The following is a 22700-nucleotide window of genomic DNA, read 5'->3' as shown; positions in this document are numbered from 1 at the left end:
CTTGGGGATGAAAATGCCGGCCGCCCGGAGGGACGGCCGGCGCGCTTGCTCAGAGCTCGATCGGGTTGTCGACCAGCATCTGGTTGAATCCGTGCACCAGGCCGTGTTCCTTGGGGCCGGCGTTGTCGCGCAGCGGCCGCGCCGCTTCCACCACGGCTTCCTCGGCGTCGGTGGCCAGCGCCTGCATGGTTTGCTCGATGAACGGCGCCAGCGCCATGGCGCGCGGGTCGTCGGTCTTGCCGATCAGGTCGGTGTTGACCCAGGGCGGCGCGATTTCCTGCACCTTGACCGAGCTGTTGCGCAGCATGAAGCGCTGCGACAGCGAGTACGAGTGCAGCGCCGCCTTGCTGGCCGAATACACGGCTGAGGCCGCCAGCGGCGTGAAGGCCAGCACCGAGGTGTTGTTGACGATCACCGCGCGCGGTTGCCGCTTGAGGTGTTCGATCAGCGCCGAGCTCAGGCGGATCGGGCCGTACAGGTTGGTGTTGATGATGTTCTGCATCACGGCGTCGTCGATGGCGCCGGCGGCGTCGTCGAAGGGCATGATGCCGGCGTTGTTGACCAGCACGTTGAGAGTGGGGAACTCCTTGATCAACCAGTCGGCCACGGCGCGGATGTCCTGCGGATCGGCGATGTCCAGCTCCACGCTGCGCATGCCCGGGTTGGCGGCGGTGACTTCGTCCAGCAGCGCCTTGCGGCGGCCGGCGATGATCACCTGGTTGCCGAGCTTGTGGAAGGCCTCGGCCAGGCCGCGGCCGATGCCGGAGGCGCCGCCGGTGATGAAGATGGTGTTGTCGGTGAGTTGCATGACGGGTTCCTGTTCCTTTGGTCAGTGTCGGCGGCATGGTTCCCGGCCGCAGCCGTTTTGCGACGAAGCGCTCCGGCGGCGGCGTGAAACGCATGGCGGGTGTCCCGGCCCGGCGCGATAAAGGGATGCGCCGATGCCTTGAATCCATTCTGGGGATGGAGATGGATATCCGAAATGACCAATTTCCCTCGTTTTATGCCATTATTGCCGCAAGGCGCTTGCGGTGAGGGCGGCAGGCGCGCCAGACTGTCTCAATTAGCCAACATCCCTCGGAAAAGGACAGGTCTCGCCATGGCTCGCGAACATTCCAAACGCATTGCATTCGTCGTCTTCCCCGGTTTCCAGATCCTCGACCTGGCGGCCATGACGGTGTTCGAGATGGTCAACCTGGAGCTTGGGCGGGCGTATTACCAGGCGGAGCTGGTGTCGACGGCGGGCGGCATGGTGGCCTCGTCGGCAGGGGTGCGGGTGGAAACGCTGGCCATGGGCCGGCGCGCCTGGGACACCGTGCTGGTGGGCGGGGCGCTCGACGTGCCTGGCGGCATGCCTGAGCTGACCGCCCAGTTGCGGCGTGCGGCGGCGCAGGCGCGGCGCACCGCCAGCATCTGCACCGGCGCCTTCCTGCTGGCCGAGGCCGGCCTGCTGGACGGCCGGCGCGCCACCACGCACTGGGCGCACGCGCTGGAGCTGCAGAGCCGCCATCCGCAGGTGCAGGTGGACGAGGACCGGATCTTCGTCAACGACGGCGGCGTCTGGACCTCGGCCGGGATGACCGCCTGCATCGACCTGGCGCTGGCCCTGGTGGACGCCGACCTTGGCGTCGAGACCACCAGGACGGTGGCACGCAAGATGGTGGTCTATCACCGGCGCACCGGCGGCCAGTCGCAGTTCTCCACGCTCTCCGAACTGGAACCGGCTTCCGACCGCGTGCGCGACGCGCTGAGTTTCGCCAAGGAAAACCTGCGCGAGCCGCTCACCATCGAGCAACTGGCCGCCCAGGTGCACTGGAGCCCGCGCCATTTCAGCCGGGCCTTCCAGCTGCAGACCGGCTACTCGCCGGCCAAGGCGGTGGAAAAGTTGCGTCTGGAGGCGGCCAGGGCGCTGATCGAGGCCGGCCACAGCGGCATTGCGGCGATCGCAGCCGATACCGGTTTCGGCGACGAGGAGCGCATGCGGCGCGCCTTCCTGCGCGCCTTCGGGCGGCCGCCGCAGGCGATGGTGCGTGAGGTGCGGGCGCGGCAGGATGCGCTGGAGGAGCTGGCCTAGGATTGGCCGGCAGGAGGCGGATGCATGGCGACGGCGCCGGGACGATGTTCCGGCGCCGTTGTCTTTGCGGCAAGGGAGAAATGCGGAAGGGGAATTCGGGGGAGCGATTCGGCGGCGCCCAGTTCTATCTGAAAAGTGGCGCCGCGCGGGTGAATCGGCTCTGGAATGGACTTTATCGCGTGACCGGAAATTACGCCAATGCTGTTTGGAAATATCCATATGCGAAAGCGTGAAATGCCCTGAATGCCTTTATCCATCAGGGTTGTCGGCGAGCAGGCCGCCTGTGGTCGATGGGCGGCGCGTGTTGCATTTCAGCGTAACTAGGGAATTCCCTGAAGCGAATGGCCGAGGCCTCAGGAAGCTCCCGATACTTGACGAGACGGCAAAAAACTAAAGTACATCCATACCCGCTGCACACAGAAGTTCTCGCACAGGGCGAGGACAGCGCAGGGATCCCCAGGAGAATCAACATGTTTTTTGCCAAGAAAAATCGCTTCGTCTGCGCATCCATCGCCGCTGTCATGCTGGCTTCCTCGGCCCCGTCGCACGCGGCCACGGCCAGCGCCTCGCTGACGATCAGCGCCTCGGTGGTCGCCGCCTGCACGGTGGTCGGTTCGGCGATCGCCTTCGGCGCCTACACCCAGGCGCTGGTGAACCAGACCGGCAGCATCACGGTGCTGTGCACCAACGGCACCAGCTACAACGTCGGCCTTGACGCCGGCACCGGCAGCGGCTCGACGGTCAACAGCCGCAAGATGAGCGCCACCGGCGGCGGCACGCTGAACTACGCGCTGTACCGCGACTCGGGCCGCACCAACAACTGGGGTTCGACCATCGGCACCGACACCCAGACCGGCACCGGTTCGGGCCTGCTGCAAACGCTGACGGTGTACGGCCAGATCGCGGCCGCGCAGACGCCCCTGGCCGGCGCCTACTCGGACACTGTGACCGTCACGCTGACCTACTGAACGACTGATTTCTGGATGGAGAGGTGGCAACGTCCGCCTGCAGGACGCACGGCTTGATATCGTTTTGACCCGGAGGGGGGCTGCGGCGCACTTCGTTGAGAGGTGCGCCGCTTTTTTTGGTCGGGCTTGGCGTTGCGCGATGAACGAGGTTCGGGAATGATTCGGAAATCCGCCGGTCAGACCCGCATCCGACAATCATTCCAACAAAGGAGGAAACGTGACCCGACTGATCGCCCTGTGCGGCCTGTTCGCCTGCATCCTGCCGCTGGCTTGCCAGGCCCAGACCGCCGCCGCCCCGCCGCCCACGCCGGTGTCCAGCGACCTCACGCGCACCTGCACGGCCAATGGCGGTTGCGTGTTGACCTGCCTGAACCAGCAGGGCCAATCCATCCTGACCGAACAGGCCGCGCGCGCGGTGCGCATCATTTCGCTGAGCAACGGCAATACCGAATTCCGCATGGACAACGGCACCGCCGGCGTGAATGTGGTGTTGGTATCGAAGGACAACCTGGTCTGCAAACTGGCCGGCGGCGTCTGATTCCGGCGCTTTCGTTGGCAGGCCGGCAAGCTTCGGCGCGCGCTTCGATGTCGCCCTGACAAGGGCGGCGCATTTATCTTGCGCGGCGGTGTCTTGCCGCGTTCCATGGCGATTTTCGCGCCGTATAATGCTTGCTCGCGAAAGTTGCCCATGGAAAACAAGAAAATACATTCGCTCACCTACGCCGCGCAGTATCGGAACTTCGACATCAGCATCGTCGGCCTGCAGATGGTCGACGGCTGGCGCCTGTCCGTGCAGATCAACAAATGGGGGCGTCCGCCGATGGCCTTGTGGCGCGACGGGGACAACCTCTACCCCGATTTCAATTGCCTGCGCACCGCGGGCCTGCAGTGGTCCAAGGATTTCATCGACAACAGCATGCACTGAGCGCATGCAGGGCTGCAGCCGGCATTACCATCCCAGCAGTTTTTCCCTCACCGATTCCTCGTCCGCATGCGCCGCGCCGGCGCGCGCCAGGTCCGACAGCGAAACGATGCCGACCAGCTTCATGTGCCGGCGGTCGGCCACCACGGGCAGGCGCGCCGTGCCCAGCCGCGCCATCAGGCCGGCCGCGGCGCGCGCGTTCATCTGCGGCAATGCGATGGAGACGGCCGCCGCCTCGGCGCTCGCCAGCAGCGCGCCGCAAGACTGCCCGGGAGCAGCCTGCTCCAGCGCGCGCAAGGCCAGCATGCCTGCCAGCCGGCCCTGTTCCAGCACCGGATAGTAGCGATGCGCGTGCGCCGAGGCGCGGCACGCCGCCAGCGCCTCGGCGGCCGGCAGCGCCGCATCGAGCGTGTGCGGCGCACGCGTCATCAGCTCCTCCACATGCACGCGTTCGAGCGGATCGACGCCATATTCGCGGTGCACATGCAGGCCGCGTCGGGCGATCTTCTCGGTCATGATGGAGCGCTTCATCAACAGTACGTTGACGCCGTGCGCCACCGCCACGGTGGCCGTCAACGGCAGCAGCGCCTCGCCCGCGTGGGTGAGGCCGAAGGCGAACACGATGGCGGTCAGCGGCGCGCCCAGCACGCTGCCCAGCACGCCGGCCATGCACACCAGCGCCCACAGTTCGGGCGAGGCGCCCGGCAGCAGCGGGGACAGCAGCAGGCCCAGCCCGGCGCCCATCATCAGCAGCGGCGCCAGTACGCCGCCCGAGGTGCCCGAGCCCAGCGCCGCCAGCCAGATCACCGCCTTCACCGCCAGCAGCGCCAGCGCGGCCGAGAGCGCGAAGTGATGGTGCAGCAGGTCGCCGATCACGTCATAGCCCACTCCCAGCGCGCGCGGCTGCAGCAGGCCGCCGGCGCCGACCACCGCGCCGCCGATGGCGGGCCACCACATCCAGTGCAGCGGCAAGCGATGGAACCAGTCTTCCACGCGATACAGCGCCAGCGTCAGCACGGCCGCCAGGATGCCGCTGGCCAGGCCGGCGGCGAGGCAGGAGAGCAGGGCGGCGCTGGACGGCGCGGCGATCTCCAGCGGGAACAGCGGCCCGGCGTCGATCGCCAGCGGCCGCAGGAAGCCCGCCACCGCGCAAGCCAGCGCCACCGGCAACAGGCTGCGCGGTTTCAGTTCGAACAGCAGCAGCTCCACCGCGAGCAATACCGCCGCCACCGGCGTGCCGAACACCGCGGTCATGCCGGCGCAGGCCCCGGCCACCAGCAGCGTCTTGCGCTCGGCCGCGGTGAGGTGCAGGAACTGCGCCAGCAGCGAGCCCACCGAGCCGCCGGTCATGATGATCGGCCCTTCGGCGCCGAACGGCCCGCCGCTGCCGATCACGATGCCCGAGGACAGCGGCTTCAACACCGCCACCTTGGGCGACATGCGGCTCTTGCCGAACAGGATGGCCTCGATGGCTTCGGGGATGCCGTGGCCGCGGATCTTCTCGCTGCCGTAGCGCGCCATCAGGCCGACGATGAGGCCGCCGGCCACCGGCAGCAGCGCCGCGATCCAGCCCAGTGCATGCGTGGCCGGCGAGGCCGGCGCCACCGACAGGCGCTGGAAGTAGAACAGGTTGGTGAACAGCGCGATGAGCTTGAGCAGGATCCACGCCGCGCCGGTGGCCAGCGCGCCGATCGCCAGCGCCAACGCGGCGAGGAAGGGCAGGCGGCCGTCGGCCGTGTAGTCGCGTTTGTGTTTCATCGTAGAAGGGATGTGGGGCATCGTCCTGCCCGGTAAGGTGACGGCGGAACGATGCGCATAATGGGAAAGAAGGTGAATATATCACAATGTGATATAAATTGATGCGCGACCGGGAGTGATCCGGTCGCGCATCTTTGATGCCTTATTCACCTATCGATGGCCGCTGAACGACACTGGGTCCTGGCCTTCGTCAGGACGACAGTGAGGAAGTAGCGTGAACCTTCATCTGCTTGATTCACTAACTACTTGTCGCCCGGGCGCAGGCCGGAGCCCAGTGGCGTTTGTCGCGAATAGATGGTCGCTGAACGACACTGGGTCCTGACCTTCGTCAGGACGACAGTGAGGAGATAGCGAACCTTCACCTGCTTGATTCACTCACTACTTGTCGTCCCGGCGCAGGCCGGGACCCAGCGACGTTTGTCATGCCTCGATAGCGGTCGCACGATGCTGGGTCTGTGCGTACATGGAGCGGATAAAAAGAAAAACGCCGCCGCGATCAACTCGCGGCGGCGTTTTCATTCAGCGGCCAATAACGCTCAGGCCTTGAACTGCAGGGCGTTGGTCAGGTCGCCCATCGGCTTCTGGCCGCGCGCGATCATGGCGTCGTCGCGTTGCTTCATGCCGTCCAGCTTCTCCAGGCCGAAGGTGCGGGTGATCAGGCGCAGGATGGAGGCGGTGTCGTAGATCGTGTGGTCCACCGTGCCCTTGCGGGCGAAGGGCGACACCACCAGCGCCGGCACGCGCGTGCCCGGTCCCCAGCGATCGCCCTTGGGCGGGGCTACGTGATCCCACCAGCCGCCGTTCTCGTCCACGGTGATCACCACCACCATGTTCTTCCACTGCGGGCTGGCCTGCAGGCTCTTGACGATGTGCGCGATGTGGCGGTCGCCCGAGGCGACGTCAGCGTAGCCGGCATGCATGTTGAGGTTGCCCTGCGGCTTGTAGAAGGTCACCGGCGGCAGGCGGCCGGCTTCGACATCTGCCAGGAAGCGGTTGGTGCGCGCCTCGTCGCCCAGGCCGCCGTCGCGCAGGCGCTTGTTGCGCTCGGCGGGGTTTTCCGGACCCAGGTTCTTGAAGTAGTTGAACGGCTGGTGGTGATACTGGAAGTTGGGGATCTTGGGAATGCCCTTGGAGTCCTTGAACTCGTCCAGCGTGGCCTGCCAGGCGCCGGCGTACCAGGCCCATTCGATGTTCTTCTTGTTGAGCTTGTCGCCGATGTGCTCGTGCGTCTGCGGCACCAGCACGCTGGGCTGGTTCGGTTCGGAATAGGCCGGGTTGTTCTTGTCGCGGGCCCAGGTCGGCCAGTACGGCGGCGCCATGGTGTTGACCGCGTAGCCGTCGGGCGTGAGTGCGCTGGGGCCGAACTTGGGTGCGCCCTGCATGGCGCTGGCCGGGCTGTTCTCGGCCGGCACCAGTTCGGCCGACAGCGGGTCGTTATCCTTGGTCTTGGCCACCTGGGTGCGCGAGACCGAACTCATCACGTTGGGGTAGTAGCCCGGCGTGGCGGCGATCAGGTAGTGGTGGTTCATGAAGGAACCGCCGAAGGCGCCCTGGAAGAAGTTGTCGCACAGGACGTACTCGCGGGCGATGTCCCACAGGCGCAGGTTGTATTGGGTGTCGCCGTAGTTGCCCATCACCAGGCCGCCGGAGTCGGCCCAGGCGACGAACTTGTCGTTCTTGCCGCCGTTGATCTGCATCTGGTTCTGGTAGAACACGTGCCACAGGTCGCGCGTGACCAGGCCCAGCGGCAGCGCGTCCCCCTGCGGGCCCTTGAGCGCGAACGGGGCGTTCGGGCGGTTCGGGGTGTATTGGGTGCCGGCCGGGTAGGTCACGCCTTCGATCACCTGCTCCTGGCCGACGGTGCCGCTCCAGTCCTGCGGCAGCTGTTTCAACAGGCTGCCGTCGCGGTCGCGCTGCTGGTACTGCTCGGGCTTGAGCTTGGACAGCGGCTGTTCCACACCTGGGAAGTCGCCGAACAGGTTGTTGAAGCTGCGGTTCTCGGCATAGATGACGACGATGGTCTTGACGTTGTCGCGCAAGGCGCGGTCAAGCGCGGCGGAATCGGCGGGATTGCCCAGCGGGTAAGGCACGCCGCCGTCGGTGGCGCAGGCCGACAGCGTGCCGCCGGCGGCGCCCATGGCGGCCACGCCGCCCATGCTGCCAAGGAAGCGGCGGCGGCTGTTGCTCTGCGGGGCTGCATCATGCGTGGCGTCGCGTTCACGGTCGGGGGATGCGGGTTTGCCGCCACCGGCGGAGTCGTCGTGGATGCTCATGGATGATCTTTCCTGTCGGATATTGTTGTGGACGAGGGGCGCGGAACAGGAGGAGGATAGCGCGACCGTATGACAGGAATGTGTCTTTTTTTTCGAAGAAACGCGCTTTTTTCGCGCCCGCCTACTTGCGCAGGAAGGCCGGCTTGCCCGAGCGATTGACGGCCACGAACAGGATCATCAGCGCCAGGAAGCCGGCGAACAGCAGGCTGGCGTTGAGGATCACGCGAGGGTAGCCGAGCTTGTTGACGTCGATGAAGGGATAGGGATAGAAGCCCGACAGCGCGCCGCGCCACAGGGTGAGGAACAGGTAGCCCAGCGGGTAGGCCAGCCAGAGCAGGGATTTCCTGATCGAATGCTGGAACACCGGCACGAAGAAGATCCAGTACACCATCGCCAGCAGCGGCGTCACGGTATGCAGGCTTTCGTTGACCAGCGCGCGAAACCCGGTCGGCGCCCACAGCTGGCGCAGCAGCAGGTTGTAGGCGATGCCGACGAAGGCCAGGTAGGCCACCACCGCCGAGACCACCGAGGGCTGCCGGAAGAAGCGGCTCAGCGGCGTCTTCAGCGACAGCGCCAGCGAGGTGAAGCACAGCGCCGCCATCAGGATGGTCAGGTTGGTGAGGTACATGGTGAGGCGGTCGAGCCCATCGAGGATGCCGCCGCCGCGCGAAAGCAGGCGGTTGAGCGTGATGTCGGTCTGGGCCACGAAGGCGAACCAGCTGATGACGGCAATCGCGGCCGCCAGCGCGCGCGACGCGGCCGAGCCGCGCTCCGCGGGAAAGATGTTGGCGCCGAAGGAGTCCAGCGATTGCGGCGAAGGAATTTGTTCGTTGCTCATCGTGTGTACAGGCCAGGGTGGTGGATGCGCCGTGCGATGCCGGTCGTTGACGGCGGTGGACACATCATCATAAATCGGTTGCGCCGCGCGCGCAGCGGCGATGACATTCATTTGCACCGCTTACATGGCGTCACAACTGGCCGCGGCGGCGATGGTCTTCCATCGGCGGGGCGGTCGCCGATAGCGCCGGCGCGGTAGTTTCGCGCACCTGGAAAATGCTTGGCGCGATGACGGTGAACGAACCCCGCGAAAAAAAAGACGGTCTTCCGCAGGCCAGATCCGGCGCGCCTCTCCGGCCGATGCGTGTCGCCTGGCGGCGACGCTTCAGGACGCGCAACTGTTACATCTTTTTTAGTTACAAGCCGCGTGGAAATATAAATAATTTGTGCTGCGTTTCATGCGCGAATTTCGGTTGCGGACACCTGTGCGAGGCAGCGTCCTCCGCTCCATTTTTACCCGTTCGGTCATCGCCAGGCAGCAGCGAGGATGGTGGTCGCGAAGAGGATGTGGAAGCATGCGAAATCCGCGTTTCGCTGTTACAAAATTATCGTGAACTTTCGAATTGGCGTCCTGCCGAACCGCACAGGTTTCTTGCCTGGCAAGCTTTTGCGGCGTATCGCCGATGCCGGGACATCACTCGGACCTGTCGCTTCGCGACGCGTAACTGAATAGCCGGATCCGACCAGAAGATCCTCCGAATCCGCATGGTGTTTTTCCACCGCCCGCTGCCCGTTCGATTCACTGCGCGCCGCCTTATTTTTTCGTGCTTCCCGTTTTGCACGCTCTATCAATTTCAGGAGATCACATGCTTCGCTCAGAATCCCTCTTCGGCAAACGCGAAACCAACTCGAGCAATTCCCCCTTCAGCGCCAACAATGGCGTGTCCCAATCCACCGTCGGAGGCAGCGTGACCAGCGTGCAGAAACCCACCCAGTATCCTTCTTCCGTGCCGACCACGGCGCCGGCCGCAGGCGAAGAGACCGGCAGCAAGCTGACCGTCGGCCCCAACATCAAGGTCAAGGGCGAGATCGAGGACTGCGACACGCTGGTGGTCGAAGGCAAGGTGCAGGCCACCATCAACTGCCGCGTGGTGCAGATCGCGGAGCGCGGCGCCTTCAAGGGCTCGGCAGAGATCGACCTGGCCGAGATCCGCGGCGAGTTCGACGGCGACCTGACCGTGCGCCAGAAACTGGTGATCTATTCCAGCGGCAAGGTGACCGGCAAGATCCGCTACGGCAAGCTGGTGATCGAAGAGGGCGGCCAGCTCTCGGGCGACCTGCAGGTCGGCGGCGGCCACGAGCAGAAGGAACTGCTGCACAAGACCGCCTGACGCCGGCCCAGGCGCCGGGCCGAGGTAAGGGCGATTTCCGCGCGGGCCAGGGTTCGCGCGGAGTTTCATTGCCTGTATGGAATCTTGTGGCCGGTTTGGCATGCAAATGCTCGCCAACGGCGGCCAATGCCCGGGGAAAACGGGCCGGGTTTGTCCGCATGGCTCTGCCGTGCGACAATAGCGCCTTTCGTCTTTTGCCGGCGCGGGTTTGCGTCGGCGGCGGCTTGCCGGATCCTTCCGCGCCGCAGACGCTGGCGTTACTCGGTTCATTCTCATGGCTCACCCGGAATACATTCTTACCCTGTCCTGCCTGGACCAGCGCGGCATCGTGCATCGCGTCTCGGGCTTCCTGGCCGATCACGGCTGCAACATCATCGATTCCGCGCAGTTCGGCGACGGCCAGTCGAAGCTGTTCTTCATGCGCGTGCATTTCTCCTCGGAAGACGCAGCCGTCAGCGACGCGCAGCTGCGCGCCGATTTCGGCGTGCTGGGCGACGCCCTGCAGATGAACTGGCAGTTGAACGACGCCGGCAAGAAGCCGCGCGTGATGCTGATGGTGTCCAAGATCGGCCACTGCCTCAACGACCTGCTGTTCCGCTACAAGAGTGGCCTGCTGCCGGTGGAGATTCCGGCGATCGTGTCGAACCATACCGATTTTTATCAGTTGGCCGCGAGCTACAACATTCCCTTCCACCACCTGCCGCTGGCCACCGGCGCGCCGGCCGAGGCCAAGCGCGCGCAAGAGCAGCGCATCATGGAGATCGTCGACGCCAACCAGATCGACCTGGTGGTGCTGGCGCGCTACATGCAGATCCTGTCGCCGGAGATGTGCGAGGCCCTGCGCGGCCGCGCGATCAATATCCACCATTCCTTCCTGCCCAGCTTCAAGGGCGCCAAGCCTTACTACCAGGCGCATGATCGCGGCGTGAAGCTGATCGGCGCCACCGCTCACTTCGTGACCAGCGACCTGGATGAGGGTCCGATCATCGAGCAGGGCGTCGAGCGCGTGGATCACTCGATGGGGCCTGACACCTTGACGGCCATCGGCCGTGATATCGAATGCGTGGTGCTGGCGCGCGCAGTGAAGTGGTTCACGGAGCATCGCATTTTGCTGAATGGGCACAAGACGGTGATCTTCAACTGATTCGTCGTGATCAGCTCCCTCCAGAAAGCCGCCGGATGAAAGTCCGGCGGCTTTTTTGCTTGGAGACGGGAGGCTGAACGACGCCGGGCCGCTGCTTTCGCAGGAACGACAAGGGGGTGCTTGTTTCAGGCTCCGTCGCCCCTGCGAAAGCAGGGGCCCAGCGTCGTTGGTCGCGGACCGTATGGCGCATGCCAAGGCTGGATTCAAACGATCTGCTCATAGAGATCGTTCCAATAGGGATTGGCCTTCTCTATCAGCTCGATCTTCCAGCTCCGCTTCCACCTCTTCAGCTGCTTCTCCCGCTGTATGGCGCCATATGCGTCGTTCCCAGTCTCGAAGTAGACCAGCTTGTGTACGCGATAGGTTTTGGTGAAGCCCGGAGTCAACGCATTGCGGTGTTCCCATACCCGCCTGACGATGTCATTGCTCACGCCGATATAGAGCGTACCGTTGCGATCGCTGGCAAGGATGTAGACGTAGTACTGCATGCCGAGGATGGTATGCAGTTCGGGCGGGGCAACATATCGTCAGGGGCGGAGATTTGACCGCAAGAGCCATCGTTGGCGGATGTGATGGATCAGGAGCCGGTTGAACGACGCTGGGCCCCTGCTTTCGCAGGGGCGACGGAGATTGAATTGCAGGTTACCTGTCGTTCCTGCGAAAGCAGGAACCCAGCGTCGTTCGCCGTGCTTGGCGGAAGGGCTACTTGGCCGGATACTTCTCCCGCATCACCCGCTTGTTGAGCTTGCCCACGCTGGTGCGCGCCAGTTCGTCGACGAATTGCACCCGGTCCGGCACGCCGTAGCGCGAGATCTGTCCGCTCTCGGCCGCGGCCAGCACGTGCCGGCGGATGTCTTCTTCCGCCACGCCGGCGGCGTCCTTCTTCAGCACCACCAGCGCCAGCGGCCGCTCGCCCCATTTGCTGTCCTGGATGCCGATCACGGCGGTTTCAGCCACCGCCGGGTGGCGCGCGATGATGTCTTCGATCTGCAGCGAGGAGACCCATTCGCCGCCGGTCTTGATCACGTCCTTGATGCGGTCGGTGACTTGCAGGTAGCCGCGCCGGTCGATGTTGCCGATGTCCTGGGTGTGCAGCCAGCCGCCGCGCCAGAGCTCTTCGGAGGCCTCCGGCTGGTGCAGGTAGCCTTGCGTCAGCCAGGGTGCGCGCACCACCACCTCGCCGGTGCTCTTGCCGTCGCGCGGGCAGTCTTCCATCTCTTCATCCACTGTGCGGATGGCCACCAGCGGCAGCGGGCGGCCGGTCTTGACGCGGATGGCGGCGTCGGCCTCGGTGCCCAGCTCTTCCGTGGGTACGTGGGCCAGCGTCAGGATCGGGCAGGTCTCCGACATGCCGTAGCCGGTGAAGACGTCAATGCCGCGTTCGCGCGCCGCGCGGGCCAGGCTGCCGGTCATGGCCGAGCCGCCGATGATCATCTTCCAGCCGGACAGGTCGGCTTGCCTGGCCGCCTCGCAGTCCAGCACCATCTGCAGGATGGTCGGCACGCAGTGCGAGAAGCTGACCTTCTCGCGCACGACGAGCCGGCAGATGGTGTCGGGCACGTAACGGCCCGGGTAGACCTGCTTCAGGCCGGCCATGGTCGCCACGTATGGCAGGCCCCAGGCGTGTACGTGGAACATGGGCGTGAGCGGCATGTAGACGTCGTCGCGATGCAGGCGGCCCTGCTGCGGCGCCAGCGCCAGGCCGGCGGTGGCGCCCAGGGTGTGCAGCACCAGCTGGCGGTGGCTGAAGTAGACGCCCTTGGGCAGGCCGGTGGTGCCGGTGGTGTAGAAGGTGGTGGCGCGGGCGTTCTCGTCGAAGTCGGGGAAGTCGTAGGCAGGTTCGGCCTGCGCCAGCAGGTCTTCGTATTCGCCGGCAAAGCCCGGGCCCTGGGGGCAGGGCGTGGCGTCGTCGGTGAGCAGCACGCAGCGCGTGAGGGTGTTGAGCTCGCCGCGGATCTGCTTCAACACCGGCATGAAGTCGGAGTTCACCAGCAGCACATCGGCCTGGGCGTGATTGAGAGTGTAGGCGATCTGCTCGGGCGAGAGGCGCACGTTCACGGTCTGCAGCACGCAGCCCATCATCGGCACGGCGAAGAAGCACTCCAGGTAGCGATGGCTGTCCCAGTCCATCACGGCCACGGTATTGCCGGGCTGCAGGCCGATTTCGCCCAGCGCATTGGCCAGGCGCTGCACGCGCCGGTGGAACTCGGCATAGCTGTGGCGGCGGTCGCCGTAAACAATTTCCTGGTCCGCAGCGGTGGCCAGGGCGCTGTGCAGCAATTGCTTGATCAGCAGGGGATAGCCGTAGGCCGAGGGGGTGGTGCTGATGAGTTGGGGCATACCGTCTTCTCTCCTCTTGAGCGGTGTCATCGTGTCGTGACGCCTGTTATTGGTCAGCGTCAAATGATAACGCCAACGGTAGCCCCAAATTGTCTTGAAGGCGACGAAATTTACATACGGCAATGTCCGCCGACGTTGCCTTGGCTCATGGCCGTTCCTGCAAGGTGATGACGGTCAGGGCGCCGTCCACGCGGTCGGCGGTGAAGCTGATCCTTTCGCCTTCCCGGGCGCGGCCGAGCAGCTCGGGGGCGGCCCTGAACACCATGGTCATGGCCGTCATCTGCAGGTTGGGAATGTCGCCGTGGCGGATGGTGAGCTTGCCGGCGGCGACGTCGACCTTGCGGATCTCGCCGTCGACCTGCGGGCGCGGTTCCTGCGCCGATGCGGCGATGGCGGAGAGCGCCAGCGCGGCGCCGAGGAACAGGCGGGGGAAGTTGGTGATTGCGGTGCGCAGTGTCATGTCGTTCTTTCGTTCAGGGTGAATTCGGAGGGATCGTGCTCATGGATGTTCGTGATGGCCGCCCGGCGCGGCGTGCGCGGCCGGCGCCTCGCCGCGCCATTCGCGCGCCACGCTGCCGGCCGGCGCGCGGTACCAGCCGGGGTCGCGGTAGTCGTCGCGCGCCAGGTTGCGGCGCACCTTCACGGTGCTGAACATGCCGCCCATCTCGATGGCGCCGTAGGGGCCGCGGCCGCCCATCATCGGCAACGTGTTCTCGGGCAGGGGCATTTCCATGTCGCCCATGGCGCCGCCCTTGTCGCCCATGGCCATGTAGTCGGGAATGAGCCGGGCGATCTTGCCGGCCACCGCCGACTGGTCCACGCCGATCATGGTCGGCACGCCGTGGCCCATCGCGTTCATGGTGTGGTGCGCCTTGTGGCAATGCAGGGCCCAGTCGCCTTCCTCGGTGGCGTCGAACTCGATGGCGCGCATCTGGCCCACCGCGATATCGGCGGCGACCTCGGGCCAGCGCGCCGCCGGCGGCACCCAGCCGCCGTCGGTGCCGGTGACGTTGAATTCGTGACCGTGCAGGTGGATCGGGTGGTTGGTCATGGTCAGGTTGCCGATGCGGATGCGCACGCGGTCGTTCTGCCGCACCACCAACGGGTCGATGCCGGGGAAGGCGCGGCTGTTCCAGGTCCACAGGTTGAAGTCCAGCATGGTGTTGACCTTGGGCACGGCGGCGCCGGGCTCGATGTCGTAGGCGTTCATCAGGAACACGAAGTCGCGGTCCACGCGCATGAACTTGGGATCCCTGGGATGCGTGACCCAGAAGCCCATCATGCCCATCGCCATCTGCACCATCTCATCGGCGTGCGGGTGGTACATGAAGGTGCCGGCGCGGCGCGCGGTGAATTCGTAGACGAAGGTCTGGCCCGGCGGGATGCCTGGCTGCGTCAGGCCGGCGACGCCGTCCATGCCGTTGGGCAGGCGTTGGCCGTGCCAGTGCACCGAGGTCGCCTCGGGCAGCTTGTTGGTGACGAAGATGCGTACCCGGTCGCCCTCGACCACCTCGATGGTCGGGCCCGGGCTCTGGCCGTTGTAGCCCCACAGGTTGGCCTTCATGCCGGGCGCGATCTCGCGCACCACAGGTTCGGCCACGAGATGGAATTCCTTGACGCCGTTCTTCATGCGCCAGGGCAGGGTCCAGCCGTTGAGGGTCACCACCGGCTGGTAGGGCCGGCCGTTGGCGGGAGACAGCGGCGGCTGGGTCAGCGGGCTTTGCTGCAACGGCGCCTCGGGCAGGCCGGCGGCGCCGGCGCGGCTCGCCGCCGAAGCGGTCACGGCCAGGGCCGAGCCTTGCAGGAAGGCGCGGCGGCTGATGCTGGGTGGGTTCATGGTTGTGTTCCTTGTCGGTTCTCGGCGGCGGCAGGGCCGCCCAAGGCCAGTTGCAGGGCGGCGTCGGCGATCCAGAAATCGCGCCCGGCCTCGATGGCGGCGTTGACGGTGGCGGCCTGCTCGCGCGCATCGGCCAGCAGGTCGAAGACGCTGATGAGCATGCCGTTGTAGCGCAGCAGGTTTTCCTCGGACATGCGATGGCGCAGCGGCACGATGTCGTCGCGGTAGCGGCGCGCCAGTTCGTAGGCGTCCTGCCGCTCGCGCCAGGCCAGCCGCGCTTGCGCGCGCGCGTCCAGTGCGACGGCGGCCAGCCGGTTGGCGCCTTGCATGTAGATTGCCTCGGCCTTGGCCACGCGCGCCTGGCCCCAGTCGAACAGCGGGATCTCGATGTCGACCTGGTAGCCGGTCTCGGGCGCCTTGCCGCTCTCGCTGGTGCGCAGGGCGCCCAAGTCCAGCACATTGACCAGGCGGGTGGCGCGGGTCAGGCCCAGCGACAGGCGCAGGCCTTCCAGTTCGCTGCGCGCGGCCTGGATGTCGAGCCGCTGGGCGATGGCCTGGCGTTCGACGTCGGCCGCGTCGTCGATCTTCGCGGGCAGCTCGGGCAGGCGCTCAGGAAGGGTGAAGGCGGGCGCCATGCCCAGCAGGCGCGCCAGCGACTCCTTGTCCTGCTGCGCCTCGCGGCGCGCGCGCCGCAGGCGGGTTTGCGTCTCGGCGTAGAACAGCTGTTCGCGCGCCGCATCGAGGCGGCTGAAGTTGCCGCGCTCGGCCATTTTCGCGGCGAGTTCATGCGCGGCCTCGGCGGCTTGTTCCACCTGCTCCTGGTAAGCGAGTCCCTGCTGCGACGCGAGCGCCCTGTAATACGCCTGGCGCGTTTGCGCCGCCGTCGCCAGCACGCGCGTCGCCAGCTGCAGGCGCACCTGATCGAAGCGGCGCGCCTCGATGCGCGAGGCGGCCGGCATGGCGATCAGTTGCATCAGGCCCAGCGTCAGGCTGCGCTCGACCTTGACGTCGCCGCCGCTGTGGGTGCGGGCGAACGAGAAGCCGGGATTGGGCAGGCGCCCGGCCTGCACCAGGTCGGCCTCGGCCACGCCGAGTTCGGCGAAGGCGGCCTGCAGGTCGGGATTGTTGATGAGCGCAATCTGCACTGCGTCGTCGGCGGTGGCCAGGCGGCCTCCGGCCGGCAGCAGCTGCGCCACGCGCGCCTGGTTGCCGGCGGCTTCTTCGGGCGTGCGATGCCAGGCCGGCGCGGCGCCGGTCCTTTGCGCGACGATCTCGCGCAGCGGGCCGAAGCCGCCGTCCGGCGACAGTTGCGCGCAGCCGGCCAGCAGCGCGCAGGCGGCCAGCGCGCTCGCCCGCGAGGGGCGTGAAACAAGGGGAATCATGGAGTCCTCGTCTGATGATGAGCGTCGTCCGCCGCGCATGACCTTGCGGCGCGCGGCGGGGCAGGCGCACCTGGCGGTGCGCGGTCGTCGATCAGATCAGGGCAGGAGGGCGGTCGGGGTTTTCCGGCAGGTAGCCGACAAAGCCGGACGCCGGCGGCGCGATGAATTCGCGCGAGGGAAGATCGGGAGCGGGCGGCGCGTTCAGCGCCAGCGGGAAGACCGCGCCGGTGGTGCAGGCGGCGCAGTAGCTGCAGGAGGCGTTATTGTGTTGGGCGTGGTGCGACGCGTCGTGCGCGGGCGCGGCATCGTCGGCCTGCATGGCTTGCATCGCTTGCATGTCGTGGCCGGCGTGATGTTCATGTCCCTGCTGCTGCATCGCCGGTTGGGCGGGCGCGGCGCCGTGGACCATGGCCGGCGCGCAGGCCTGCAGCACGGCGGCGAAACCCTGGACGGGAATCGCCAGCGCCAGCAGCCACAGCAGGAGGATTTTTGCGCGCAGGATCATGGCCGGCAGTATATCAGCCTCGCGCCGGCACGCCCTTGACCAGCCGCAAGCCGTTGAACACCACGATCAGGCTGGCGCCCATGTCGGCGAACACCGCCATCCACAGCGAACTCTCGCCGGCCAGCGCCAGCGCCAGGAACACCGCCTTGATGCCCAGCGCAATGCCGATGTTCTGCACCAGCACCGCATGCGCCTTGCGGCTGAGGCGAATGAAGTCGGGGATCTTGCGCAGGTCGTCGTCCATCAGCGCGACGTCGGCGGTTTCCAGCGCGGTGTCGGTGCCGGCCGCGCCCATGGCGAAGCCGATCTGCGCGCGCGCCAGCGCCGGGGCGTCGTTGATGCCGTCGCCCACCATCCCGACCTCGCCGTGCGCCGCGCCCAGCGCCTCGATGGCCTTGAGCTTGTCGTCCGGCAGCTGGTCGCCGCGGGCGTCGGCGATGCCGGTCTGGGCGGCGATGGCTTGAGCGGTGTGGGCGTTGTCGCCGGTCAGCATGACCACGCTCACGCCCAGTTGCTTGAGCTCGGCCACCGCTTCGCGGCTGCTCGGACGCACCGTGTCGGCCACCGCCACCAGCAGTTCGGGACGGGCGCCGCGGCACAGCAGGGTGGTGGTCTTGCCCTGTTTTTCGAAGGCTTGCAGGCGCGCTTCCAGCTCGGGGCTGCACATGCCCAGTTCATGCGCCAGGCGGTGGTTGCCCAGGTGATAGGACTCGCCGTCGATCAGGCCCTTCACGCCGCGCCCGGCGAGCGCCTCGAACGCCGTCACCTCCCGCGCGACCACGCCTTCCTGCGCGGCGATGGCGCGCGAGACCGGGTGGTCGGAGCGGGTCGCCAGCGAGACGGCCAGCTGCAGCAGCGCGGGTTGGTCGACGCCGGCGTCCAGCGATATCACGTCGGTCACCACCGGCTTGCCGAAGGTGATGGTGCCGGTCTTGTCCAGCGCCAGCGCGCGCAGCTTGCGGCCCTGCTCCAGGTAGACGCCGCCCTTGATCAGGATGCCGTGGCGCGCCGCCGCCGCCAGGCCGCTGACGATGGTCACCGGCGTCGAGATCACCAGCGCGCAGGGGCAGGCGATCACCAGCAGCACCAGCGCCTTGTAGAGCCAGGGGTAGAAGGGCGCGCCCAGCAGCAGCGGCGGCAGCGCGGCCACCAGCAGCGCCATCGCCACCACCGCCGGGATGTACCAGCGCGCGAAGCTGTCGACAAAGCGCTGCGTGGGCGCGCGCTGGCCTTGCGCCTGCTGCACGCTCCTGACAATGCGCGAGAGCGTGGAGTCGCCCTGCGCGGCGGTGACGCGCAGCTCGATGGCGCCATGTTCGTTGATGGTGCCGGCGAACACGCCATCGCCGACCTGCTTGGTCACCGGGATGCTTTCGCCGGTGATCGGGGCCTGGTTGATGCTGGTGCTGCCGGCCGTCACCACCCCGTCCAGCGGCACGCGCTCGCCGGGCGCCACGCGCACCGCCGCGTCCACCGCCACCTCGCGCGCGGCCACGCTGCGCCATGCGCCGTCGGGGCCGCGCACCGTGGCCGTATCGGGGGACATCGCCATCAGCCCGGCGATGGCGTTGCGGGCGCGGTCCAGTGACAGCGCCTCGATCATCTCGGCCAGCGTGAACAGCACGATCACCACCGCCGCCTCGGGCCATTGGCCGATCGCGGCGGCGCCGATGACGGCCAGCGACATCAGGAAGTTCATGTTCAGCGAGAAATTGCGCAGCGCGATCCAGCCTTTCTTGAGCGTGCCCAGGCCGCCCAGCGCGATGCCCAGCAGCGCCAGCGCGATTACCGGCAGCGAGCGTTCGTCGCCGCTGCTCCAGGCCACGATCTCGGCGGCCAAGGCGGCTACGCCGGCCAGGCCCAGCAGCGCCCAGCGGCGCGCCGGGATGCGGTAGGCGGCGGCCTGGTCCACGGCCTCGCCGGCGGCGGCGTCCAGCGAATCGGACTTGACCGCCGGCAGCATGTCCAGCGCCTTCAGGGCGGCGACGATGGGGGCGATCGATGGCAACTGGTGCTGCACGGTCAGCTCGCGCTGGATCAGGTTGAATTCCAGCGCGCCCACGCCGTTCATCTGCGCCAGGCGCTCGCGGATCAGTTTTTCTTCGGTGGGGCAGTCCATCTTCTGGATGAAGAAGACCGCCTGTTCGGCCTCGCCCGCCAGGCGGCGCGGCGCCGGCATCGCGGCGGCGACGTCGCGATCGTGGCCGTGGCCGCCGCAGCAACCGGCGGCCGGCGCCGGCTCGTGACGGTGCGGGTGGTCGTGGGCATGGCTGTGATCATGATCGTGCGCGTGATCATGCTCGTGGCTGTGGGTATGTCCATGCTGGTGTTCGGCCATCGGGTTCTCCTCGGTACGGCAAATCGTTATCCGGGGTATATTAAAAACCCTGAAGTAGCTTTAAGGTCAAGCGAAGGAAATCGAGATGGACACATTAAAGATAGGCGAGCTGGCCGGTCGCGCCGATTGCCCGGTGGAAACCATACGTTATTACGAGAAGGAGGCGCTGTTGCCCGAACCCACGCGTTCGCAGGCCAACTACCGCCTGTACGGCGAGCGCCACGTGGAGCGCCTGCAATTTATCCGCCATTGCCGTTCGCTGGACATGACGCTGGACGAGGTGCGCGAACTGCTGCGCCTGCGTGACGCGCCCGAGCAGGATTGCGGCGAAGTCAACGCGCTGCTGGATAAGCACATCGGCCACGTGGCCGAGCGCATCGAGCAATTGAAGGGGTTGCAGCGGCAACTGCACGCCCTGCGCGCGCAGTGCGACGCCGAGCAGCCGGCGCGCGATTGCGGGATCCTGCAGGGTTTGGCCAACATGCCGGACGACAGCAGGCCATCGAATCTCGGGATCCATGGCGGCCCCGGCCTTTGAGCGGCGCGATCGGGCCTCAGCTTTCCAGCCAGGCCATCACTTCGGCAATGACTTCGTCGGATTTTTCCCGCTGCGGGAAATGTCCGGCGCCTTCGATCACCACGCGCTTGTAGCCGCCGCCGAAGAGCTTGTCCTTGCCTTCCGAGGTGGCGGGGTGATTGGCGCCGTCTTCGGCGCCGTGCAGCATCAGCGTGGGCACCATGATGCGCGGCGTCTGCGCCAGCCTGGCGTCCAGCTCCGCGTAGTCGGCGTCGCCCTCGGCGAAGCCCCAGCGGTGCCGGTAGGAGTGCAGGCAGATATCGGCCCAGTCCGGGTTGTCGAAGGAGGCCGCCGTGTTGCCGAATTCGCTGTCGGCGAAATTCCATGAAGGCGACCAGCTATTCCACATGAAGCGCGCGAAGGCGCGGCGGTCGCGCTTGAGTTCGGCCTCGCCGCGCGGAGTGGCGAAGAACCAGTGGTACCAGTAGTTGCGCGACTGCTGCAGCGACAGCTGCTGGTCCGGCGTGTTGGTGCCCCAGCCGACCGAGATGGCGATGCAATGGGCGATGCGCTGCGGCGTCTGCGAAGCCGCGATGTAGGCGGCGCGCGCGCCCCAGTCGTGGCCGATGACCGAGTAGCGCTGCAGGCCGAGGGCGTCGGCGAAGGCCATCAGGTCGGCGCCCAGCGCCGCCAGCTGGCCGCTGCGCGGCGTGGAATCGGAGAGGAAGCGGGTCGGTCCGTAGCCGCGCAGGAAGGGGCGGATCACGCGGTAGCCGGATGCGCGCAGGGGCTTGAGGAGCGGGTCCCAGGTGCGCACGTCGTCGGGCCAGCCGTGCACCAGCACCACGGCCGGGGCATCGGCCGGACCGCTCTCCTCAAAGCCGACCCGCAGCTTGTCGGTGTCGATGAAACTCAGGTGATTGGTCTGGGGCATGGCAGGCGGTCTCCGGTGGATACGGCAGGGCTTGCGGGGAAATTACGTTTTTACTTGACCATCATGGCAGCAGTGCCGCCCGGCCGCAACGGCAAAACGTGCGGCACGGACGAAAATCGCTCAGCTTCGCTCCCGCGCCTTCAGGCTCCGATCTTGCCGAGGATGCAATCCATCATCCACGCCGTATGCGCGGCGCTGTCGCCGCAGGAAGGATGGCGCGCGCCGCCGGCCAGGTGATCGCGCATGTTGGCCACGTGGTGCTGCTGGATATGTTCGGGGTTGGGGATGGCGAGGCTTTCCTCGCCCTCGGCCGTGGTCAGCCGCAGCGGGTGTTCATCGAAGACCGAGAAGACGATCTTGCCGGCGCTGCCGGTGATCTCGACGCGGTCGGCGCGCTCGAAGCCGCCGAAGTGCCAGCTGCCGCTGCCGGTCACGCCGCTGCGGTAGCGCCAGCTGGCGGCGACGGCGTCGCAGGCGGTATAGAGTCCTTGCTGGTTGGCGCTGCTGCCGGCGGCCTGCGCCGCCTCGCCGAAGAAGTGTGAGAACAGGTTCAGGCCGTGGCTGGCGAGGTCGTCGAAATATCCGCCCGGGGCGATGCGGGCATCGGTGCGCCAGCGATAGCGGCGGGCCAGGTCGTCGGCGCCGGGCGTGCGCGCCAGTTGCCAGTGGACATGGCGCGGCACGCCGATGCGGCCGTCGCCCAGCCAGCGGCGCACCTGCTCGAAGCGCGGCAGCGAGCGCCGGTAATAGGCGACGAACAGCGGCAAGCGAGCCTGCGCAAAGGCGTCCAGCATGGCCAGGCACTCGGCATGGCTGGGCGCCATCGGCTTTTCCACGCAGCAGGGCTTGCCGGCGGCTGCCACCTTGAGCGCATAGTGCAGGTGGGTGTCGGGCGGGGTGGCGACGTAGACGGCGTCGATGCCGGGGTCGGCAATGAGGGCGTCGGCGTCGTCGAACCAGCGCGGCACGCCGTGGCGTCGCGCATAGTCGGCCGCCAGCGCGCCGTCGCGCCGCATCACCGCCGCCAGCGTGAAGCCGGGCGTGCGCTGATAGGCCGGGCCGCTCTTGCGTTCGGTGACGGCGCCGCAGCCGAGGATGCCCCAGCGCAGCGCGCTCATGCGGAGGCGTCCGCAGGGCCGCAGCAACTGCCGGCACCGCCGCCCAGGGCATCGAGGATGGGGCAGTCGGAGCGGTGGTCGCCGCGGCATTCATGGGCCAGCCTTTCCAGCGTCGACTTCATGCCCTGCAGCTCGCGGATGCGTTGGTCGAGCTCGGCGATGTGACTCTCGGCCAGTTGCTTGACCTGCATGCTGGAGCGCGACTGGTCCAGCCACAGGCCCATCAGGTCGCCGATCTGCTTCATCGAGAAACCTAGCTGGCGCGACTGGCGGATGAAGCGCAGCAAGTGCACCTCGCGCTCGCCGTAGACGCGGTAGCCGGCGCCGGTGCGTACGGTTCTGGGGATCAGTCCCAGTTCCTCGTAGTGGCGGATCATCTTGGCCGATACGCCCGAGGCGGCGGCAGCATCTCCGATATTCAT

The 22700-nt window shown here is 66.9% G+C and carries 21 protein-coding genes; 7 read left to right on the top strand and 14 right to left on the bottom strand.

The genetic code is table 11. From position 1 onward, the window contains the following. Positions 1–49: 49 nt before the first annotated feature. Positions 50–808, bottom strand: coding sequence for an SDR family oxidoreductase (locus Herbaro_RS15155; protein WP_275010447.1), 759 nt, complete (start codon positions 806–808; stop codon positions 50–52). Positions 809–1099: 291 nt separating this feature from the next. Between Herbaro_RS15155 and Herbaro_RS15150 the strand changes: the two genes are divergently transcribed. From Herbaro_RS15150 to Herbaro_RS15135, 4 genes are all read left to right on the top strand, one after another. Continuing rightward, on the top strand, positions 1100–2074 hold the full coding sequence (locus tag Herbaro_RS15150; RefSeq protein WP_275010446.1) for a GlxA family transcriptional regulator: 975 nt from the start codon (positions 1100–1102) through the stop codon (positions 2072–2074). A 470-nt stretch (positions 2075–2544) separates the two neighbouring features. After that, positions 2545–3042, top strand: coding sequence for a Csu type fimbrial protein (locus Herbaro_RS15145; protein WP_275010445.1), 498 nt, complete (start codon positions 2545–2547; stop codon positions 3040–3042). A 217-nt stretch (positions 3043–3259) separates the two neighbouring features. Next, complete coding sequence (locus tag Herbaro_RS15140) at positions 3260–3580, top strand: hypothetical protein (RefSeq protein ID WP_275010444.1); 321 nt, start codon at positions 3260–3262, stop codon at positions 3578–3580. A gap of 150 nt (positions 3581–3730) precedes the next feature. Then, complete coding sequence (locus Herbaro_RS15135) at positions 3731–3967, top strand: hypothetical protein (protein WP_275010443.1); 237 nt, start codon at positions 3731–3733, stop codon at positions 3965–3967. A gap of 24 nt (positions 3968–3991) precedes the next feature. Here the strand turns inward: Herbaro_RS15135 and Herbaro_RS15130 are convergent, their stop codons facing one another. From Herbaro_RS15130 to Herbaro_RS15120, 3 genes are all read right to left on the bottom strand, one after another. Then, positions 3992–5722 carry a chloride channel protein gene (locus Herbaro_RS15130; protein ID WP_275010442.1) on the bottom strand — a complete coding sequence of 577 codons (1731 nt, stop codon included), beginning with the start codon at positions 5720–5722 and terminating at the stop codon, positions 3992–3994. A gap of 536 nt (positions 5723–6258) precedes the next feature. Beyond that, the gene (locus tag Herbaro_RS15125; RefSeq protein ID WP_275010441.1) at positions 6259–7995 is read right to left on the bottom strand and encodes an acid phosphatase; all 1737 of its coding nucleotides are present in this window, start codon (positions 7993–7995) and stop codon (positions 6259–6261) included. A 121-nt stretch (positions 7996–8116) separates the two neighbouring features. Next, positions 8117–8833, bottom strand: coding sequence for a Pr6Pr family membrane protein (locus Herbaro_RS15120; protein WP_275010440.1), 717 nt, complete (start codon positions 8831–8833; stop codon positions 8117–8119). Positions 8834–9638: 805 nt separating this feature from the next. Between Herbaro_RS15120 and Herbaro_RS15115 the strand changes: the two genes are divergently transcribed. Both Herbaro_RS15115 and purU read left to right on the top strand, forming a co-directional pair. Beyond that, positions 9639–10163, top strand: a complete 525-nt coding sequence (locus tag Herbaro_RS15115) for a bactofilin family protein (protein WP_275010439.1) — start codon at positions 9639–9641, stop codon at positions 10161–10163. 274 nt (positions 10164–10437) lie between these two features. Next, positions 10438–11307: a formyltetrahydrofolate deformylase gene (purU, locus tag Herbaro_RS15110; protein ID WP_275010438.1), complete on the top strand. Its 870-nt coding sequence runs from the start codon at positions 10438–10440 to the stop codon at positions 11305–11307. Between the two features lie 203 nt (positions 11308–11510). Here purU and Herbaro_RS15105 read toward each other — a convergent pair whose 3' ends face one another. The 7 genes from Herbaro_RS15105 to Herbaro_RS15075 form a co-directional block, all read right to left on the bottom strand. Beyond that, complete coding sequence (locus Herbaro_RS15105) at positions 11511–11795, bottom strand: GIY-YIG nuclease family protein (RefSeq protein ID WP_275010437.1); 285 nt, start codon at positions 11793–11795, stop codon at positions 11511–11513. Positions 11796–12009: 214 nt separating this feature from the next. Then, complete coding sequence (locus Herbaro_RS15100) at positions 12010–13647, bottom strand: fatty acid--CoA ligase (RefSeq protein WP_275010436.1); 1638 nt, start codon at positions 13645–13647, stop codon at positions 12010–12012. A gap of 145 nt (positions 13648–13792) precedes the next feature. Continuing rightward, positions 13793–14107, bottom strand: coding sequence for a copper-binding protein (locus tag Herbaro_RS15095; protein ID WP_275010435.1), 315 nt, complete (start codon positions 14105–14107; stop codon positions 13793–13795). 39 nt (positions 14108–14146) lie between these two features. Beyond that, positions 14147–15484, bottom strand: coding sequence for a multicopper oxidase family protein (locus tag Herbaro_RS15090; protein ID WP_275010434.1), 1338 nt, complete (start codon positions 15482–15484; stop codon positions 14147–14149). Next, on the bottom strand, positions 15481–16866 hold the full coding sequence (locus tag Herbaro_RS15085; RefSeq protein WP_275010433.1) for a TolC family protein: 1386 nt from the start codon (positions 16864–16866) through the stop codon (positions 15481–15483). Before Herbaro_RS15085 ends, Herbaro_RS15090 begins: the two co-directional genes overlap by 4 nt. A gap of 91 nt (positions 16867–16957) precedes the next feature. Further along, complete coding sequence (locus tag Herbaro_RS15080) at positions 16958–17371, bottom strand: DUF2946 family protein (protein ID WP_275010432.1); 414 nt, start codon at positions 17369–17371, stop codon at positions 16958–16960. A gap of 13 nt (positions 17372–17384) precedes the next feature. After that, on the bottom strand, positions 17385–19709 hold the full coding sequence (locus Herbaro_RS15075; RefSeq protein WP_275010431.1) for a heavy metal translocating P-type ATPase: 2325 nt from the start codon (positions 19707–19709) through the stop codon (positions 17385–17387). 85 nt (positions 19710–19794) lie between these two features. Between Herbaro_RS15075 and cadR the strand changes: the two genes are divergently transcribed. Further along, positions 19795–20247, top strand: a complete 453-nt coding sequence (cadR, locus tag Herbaro_RS15070) for a Cd(II)/Pb(II)-responsive transcriptional regulator (protein ID WP_275010430.1) — start codon at positions 19795–19797, stop codon at positions 20245–20247. A gap of 16 nt (positions 20248–20263) precedes the next feature. On the opposite strand, the gene Herbaro_RS15065 is transcribed toward cadR, so the two are convergent. The 3 genes from Herbaro_RS15065 to cueR all read right to left on the bottom strand — a co-directional run bounded on the left by Herbaro_RS15065 (position 20264) and on the right by cueR (position 22700). Further along, positions 20264–21160, bottom strand: coding sequence for an alpha/beta fold hydrolase (locus tag Herbaro_RS15065; RefSeq protein ID WP_275010429.1), 897 nt, complete (start codon positions 21158–21160; stop codon positions 20264–20266). Positions 21161–21300: 140 nt separating this feature from the next. Continuing rightward, complete coding sequence (locus Herbaro_RS15060; protein ID WP_275010428.1) at positions 21301–22278, bottom strand: Gfo/Idh/MocA family protein; 978 nt, start codon at positions 22276–22278, stop codon at positions 21301–21303. After that, complete coding sequence (cueR, locus tag Herbaro_RS15055; RefSeq protein WP_275010427.1) at positions 22275–22700, bottom strand: Cu(I)-responsive transcriptional regulator; 426 nt, start codon at positions 22698–22700, stop codon at positions 22275–22277. The genes Herbaro_RS15060 and cueR overlap by 4 nt, the downstream gene beginning before the upstream one ends.

The sequence above is a fragment of the Herbaspirillum sp. WKF16 genome, assembly GCF_028993615.1.
Classification (GTDB): domain Bacteria; phylum Pseudomonadota; class Gammaproteobacteria; order Burkholderiales; family Burkholderiaceae_D; genus Herbaspirillum.
This window is presented reverse-complemented; position numbering and strand designations above follow the sequence as displayed.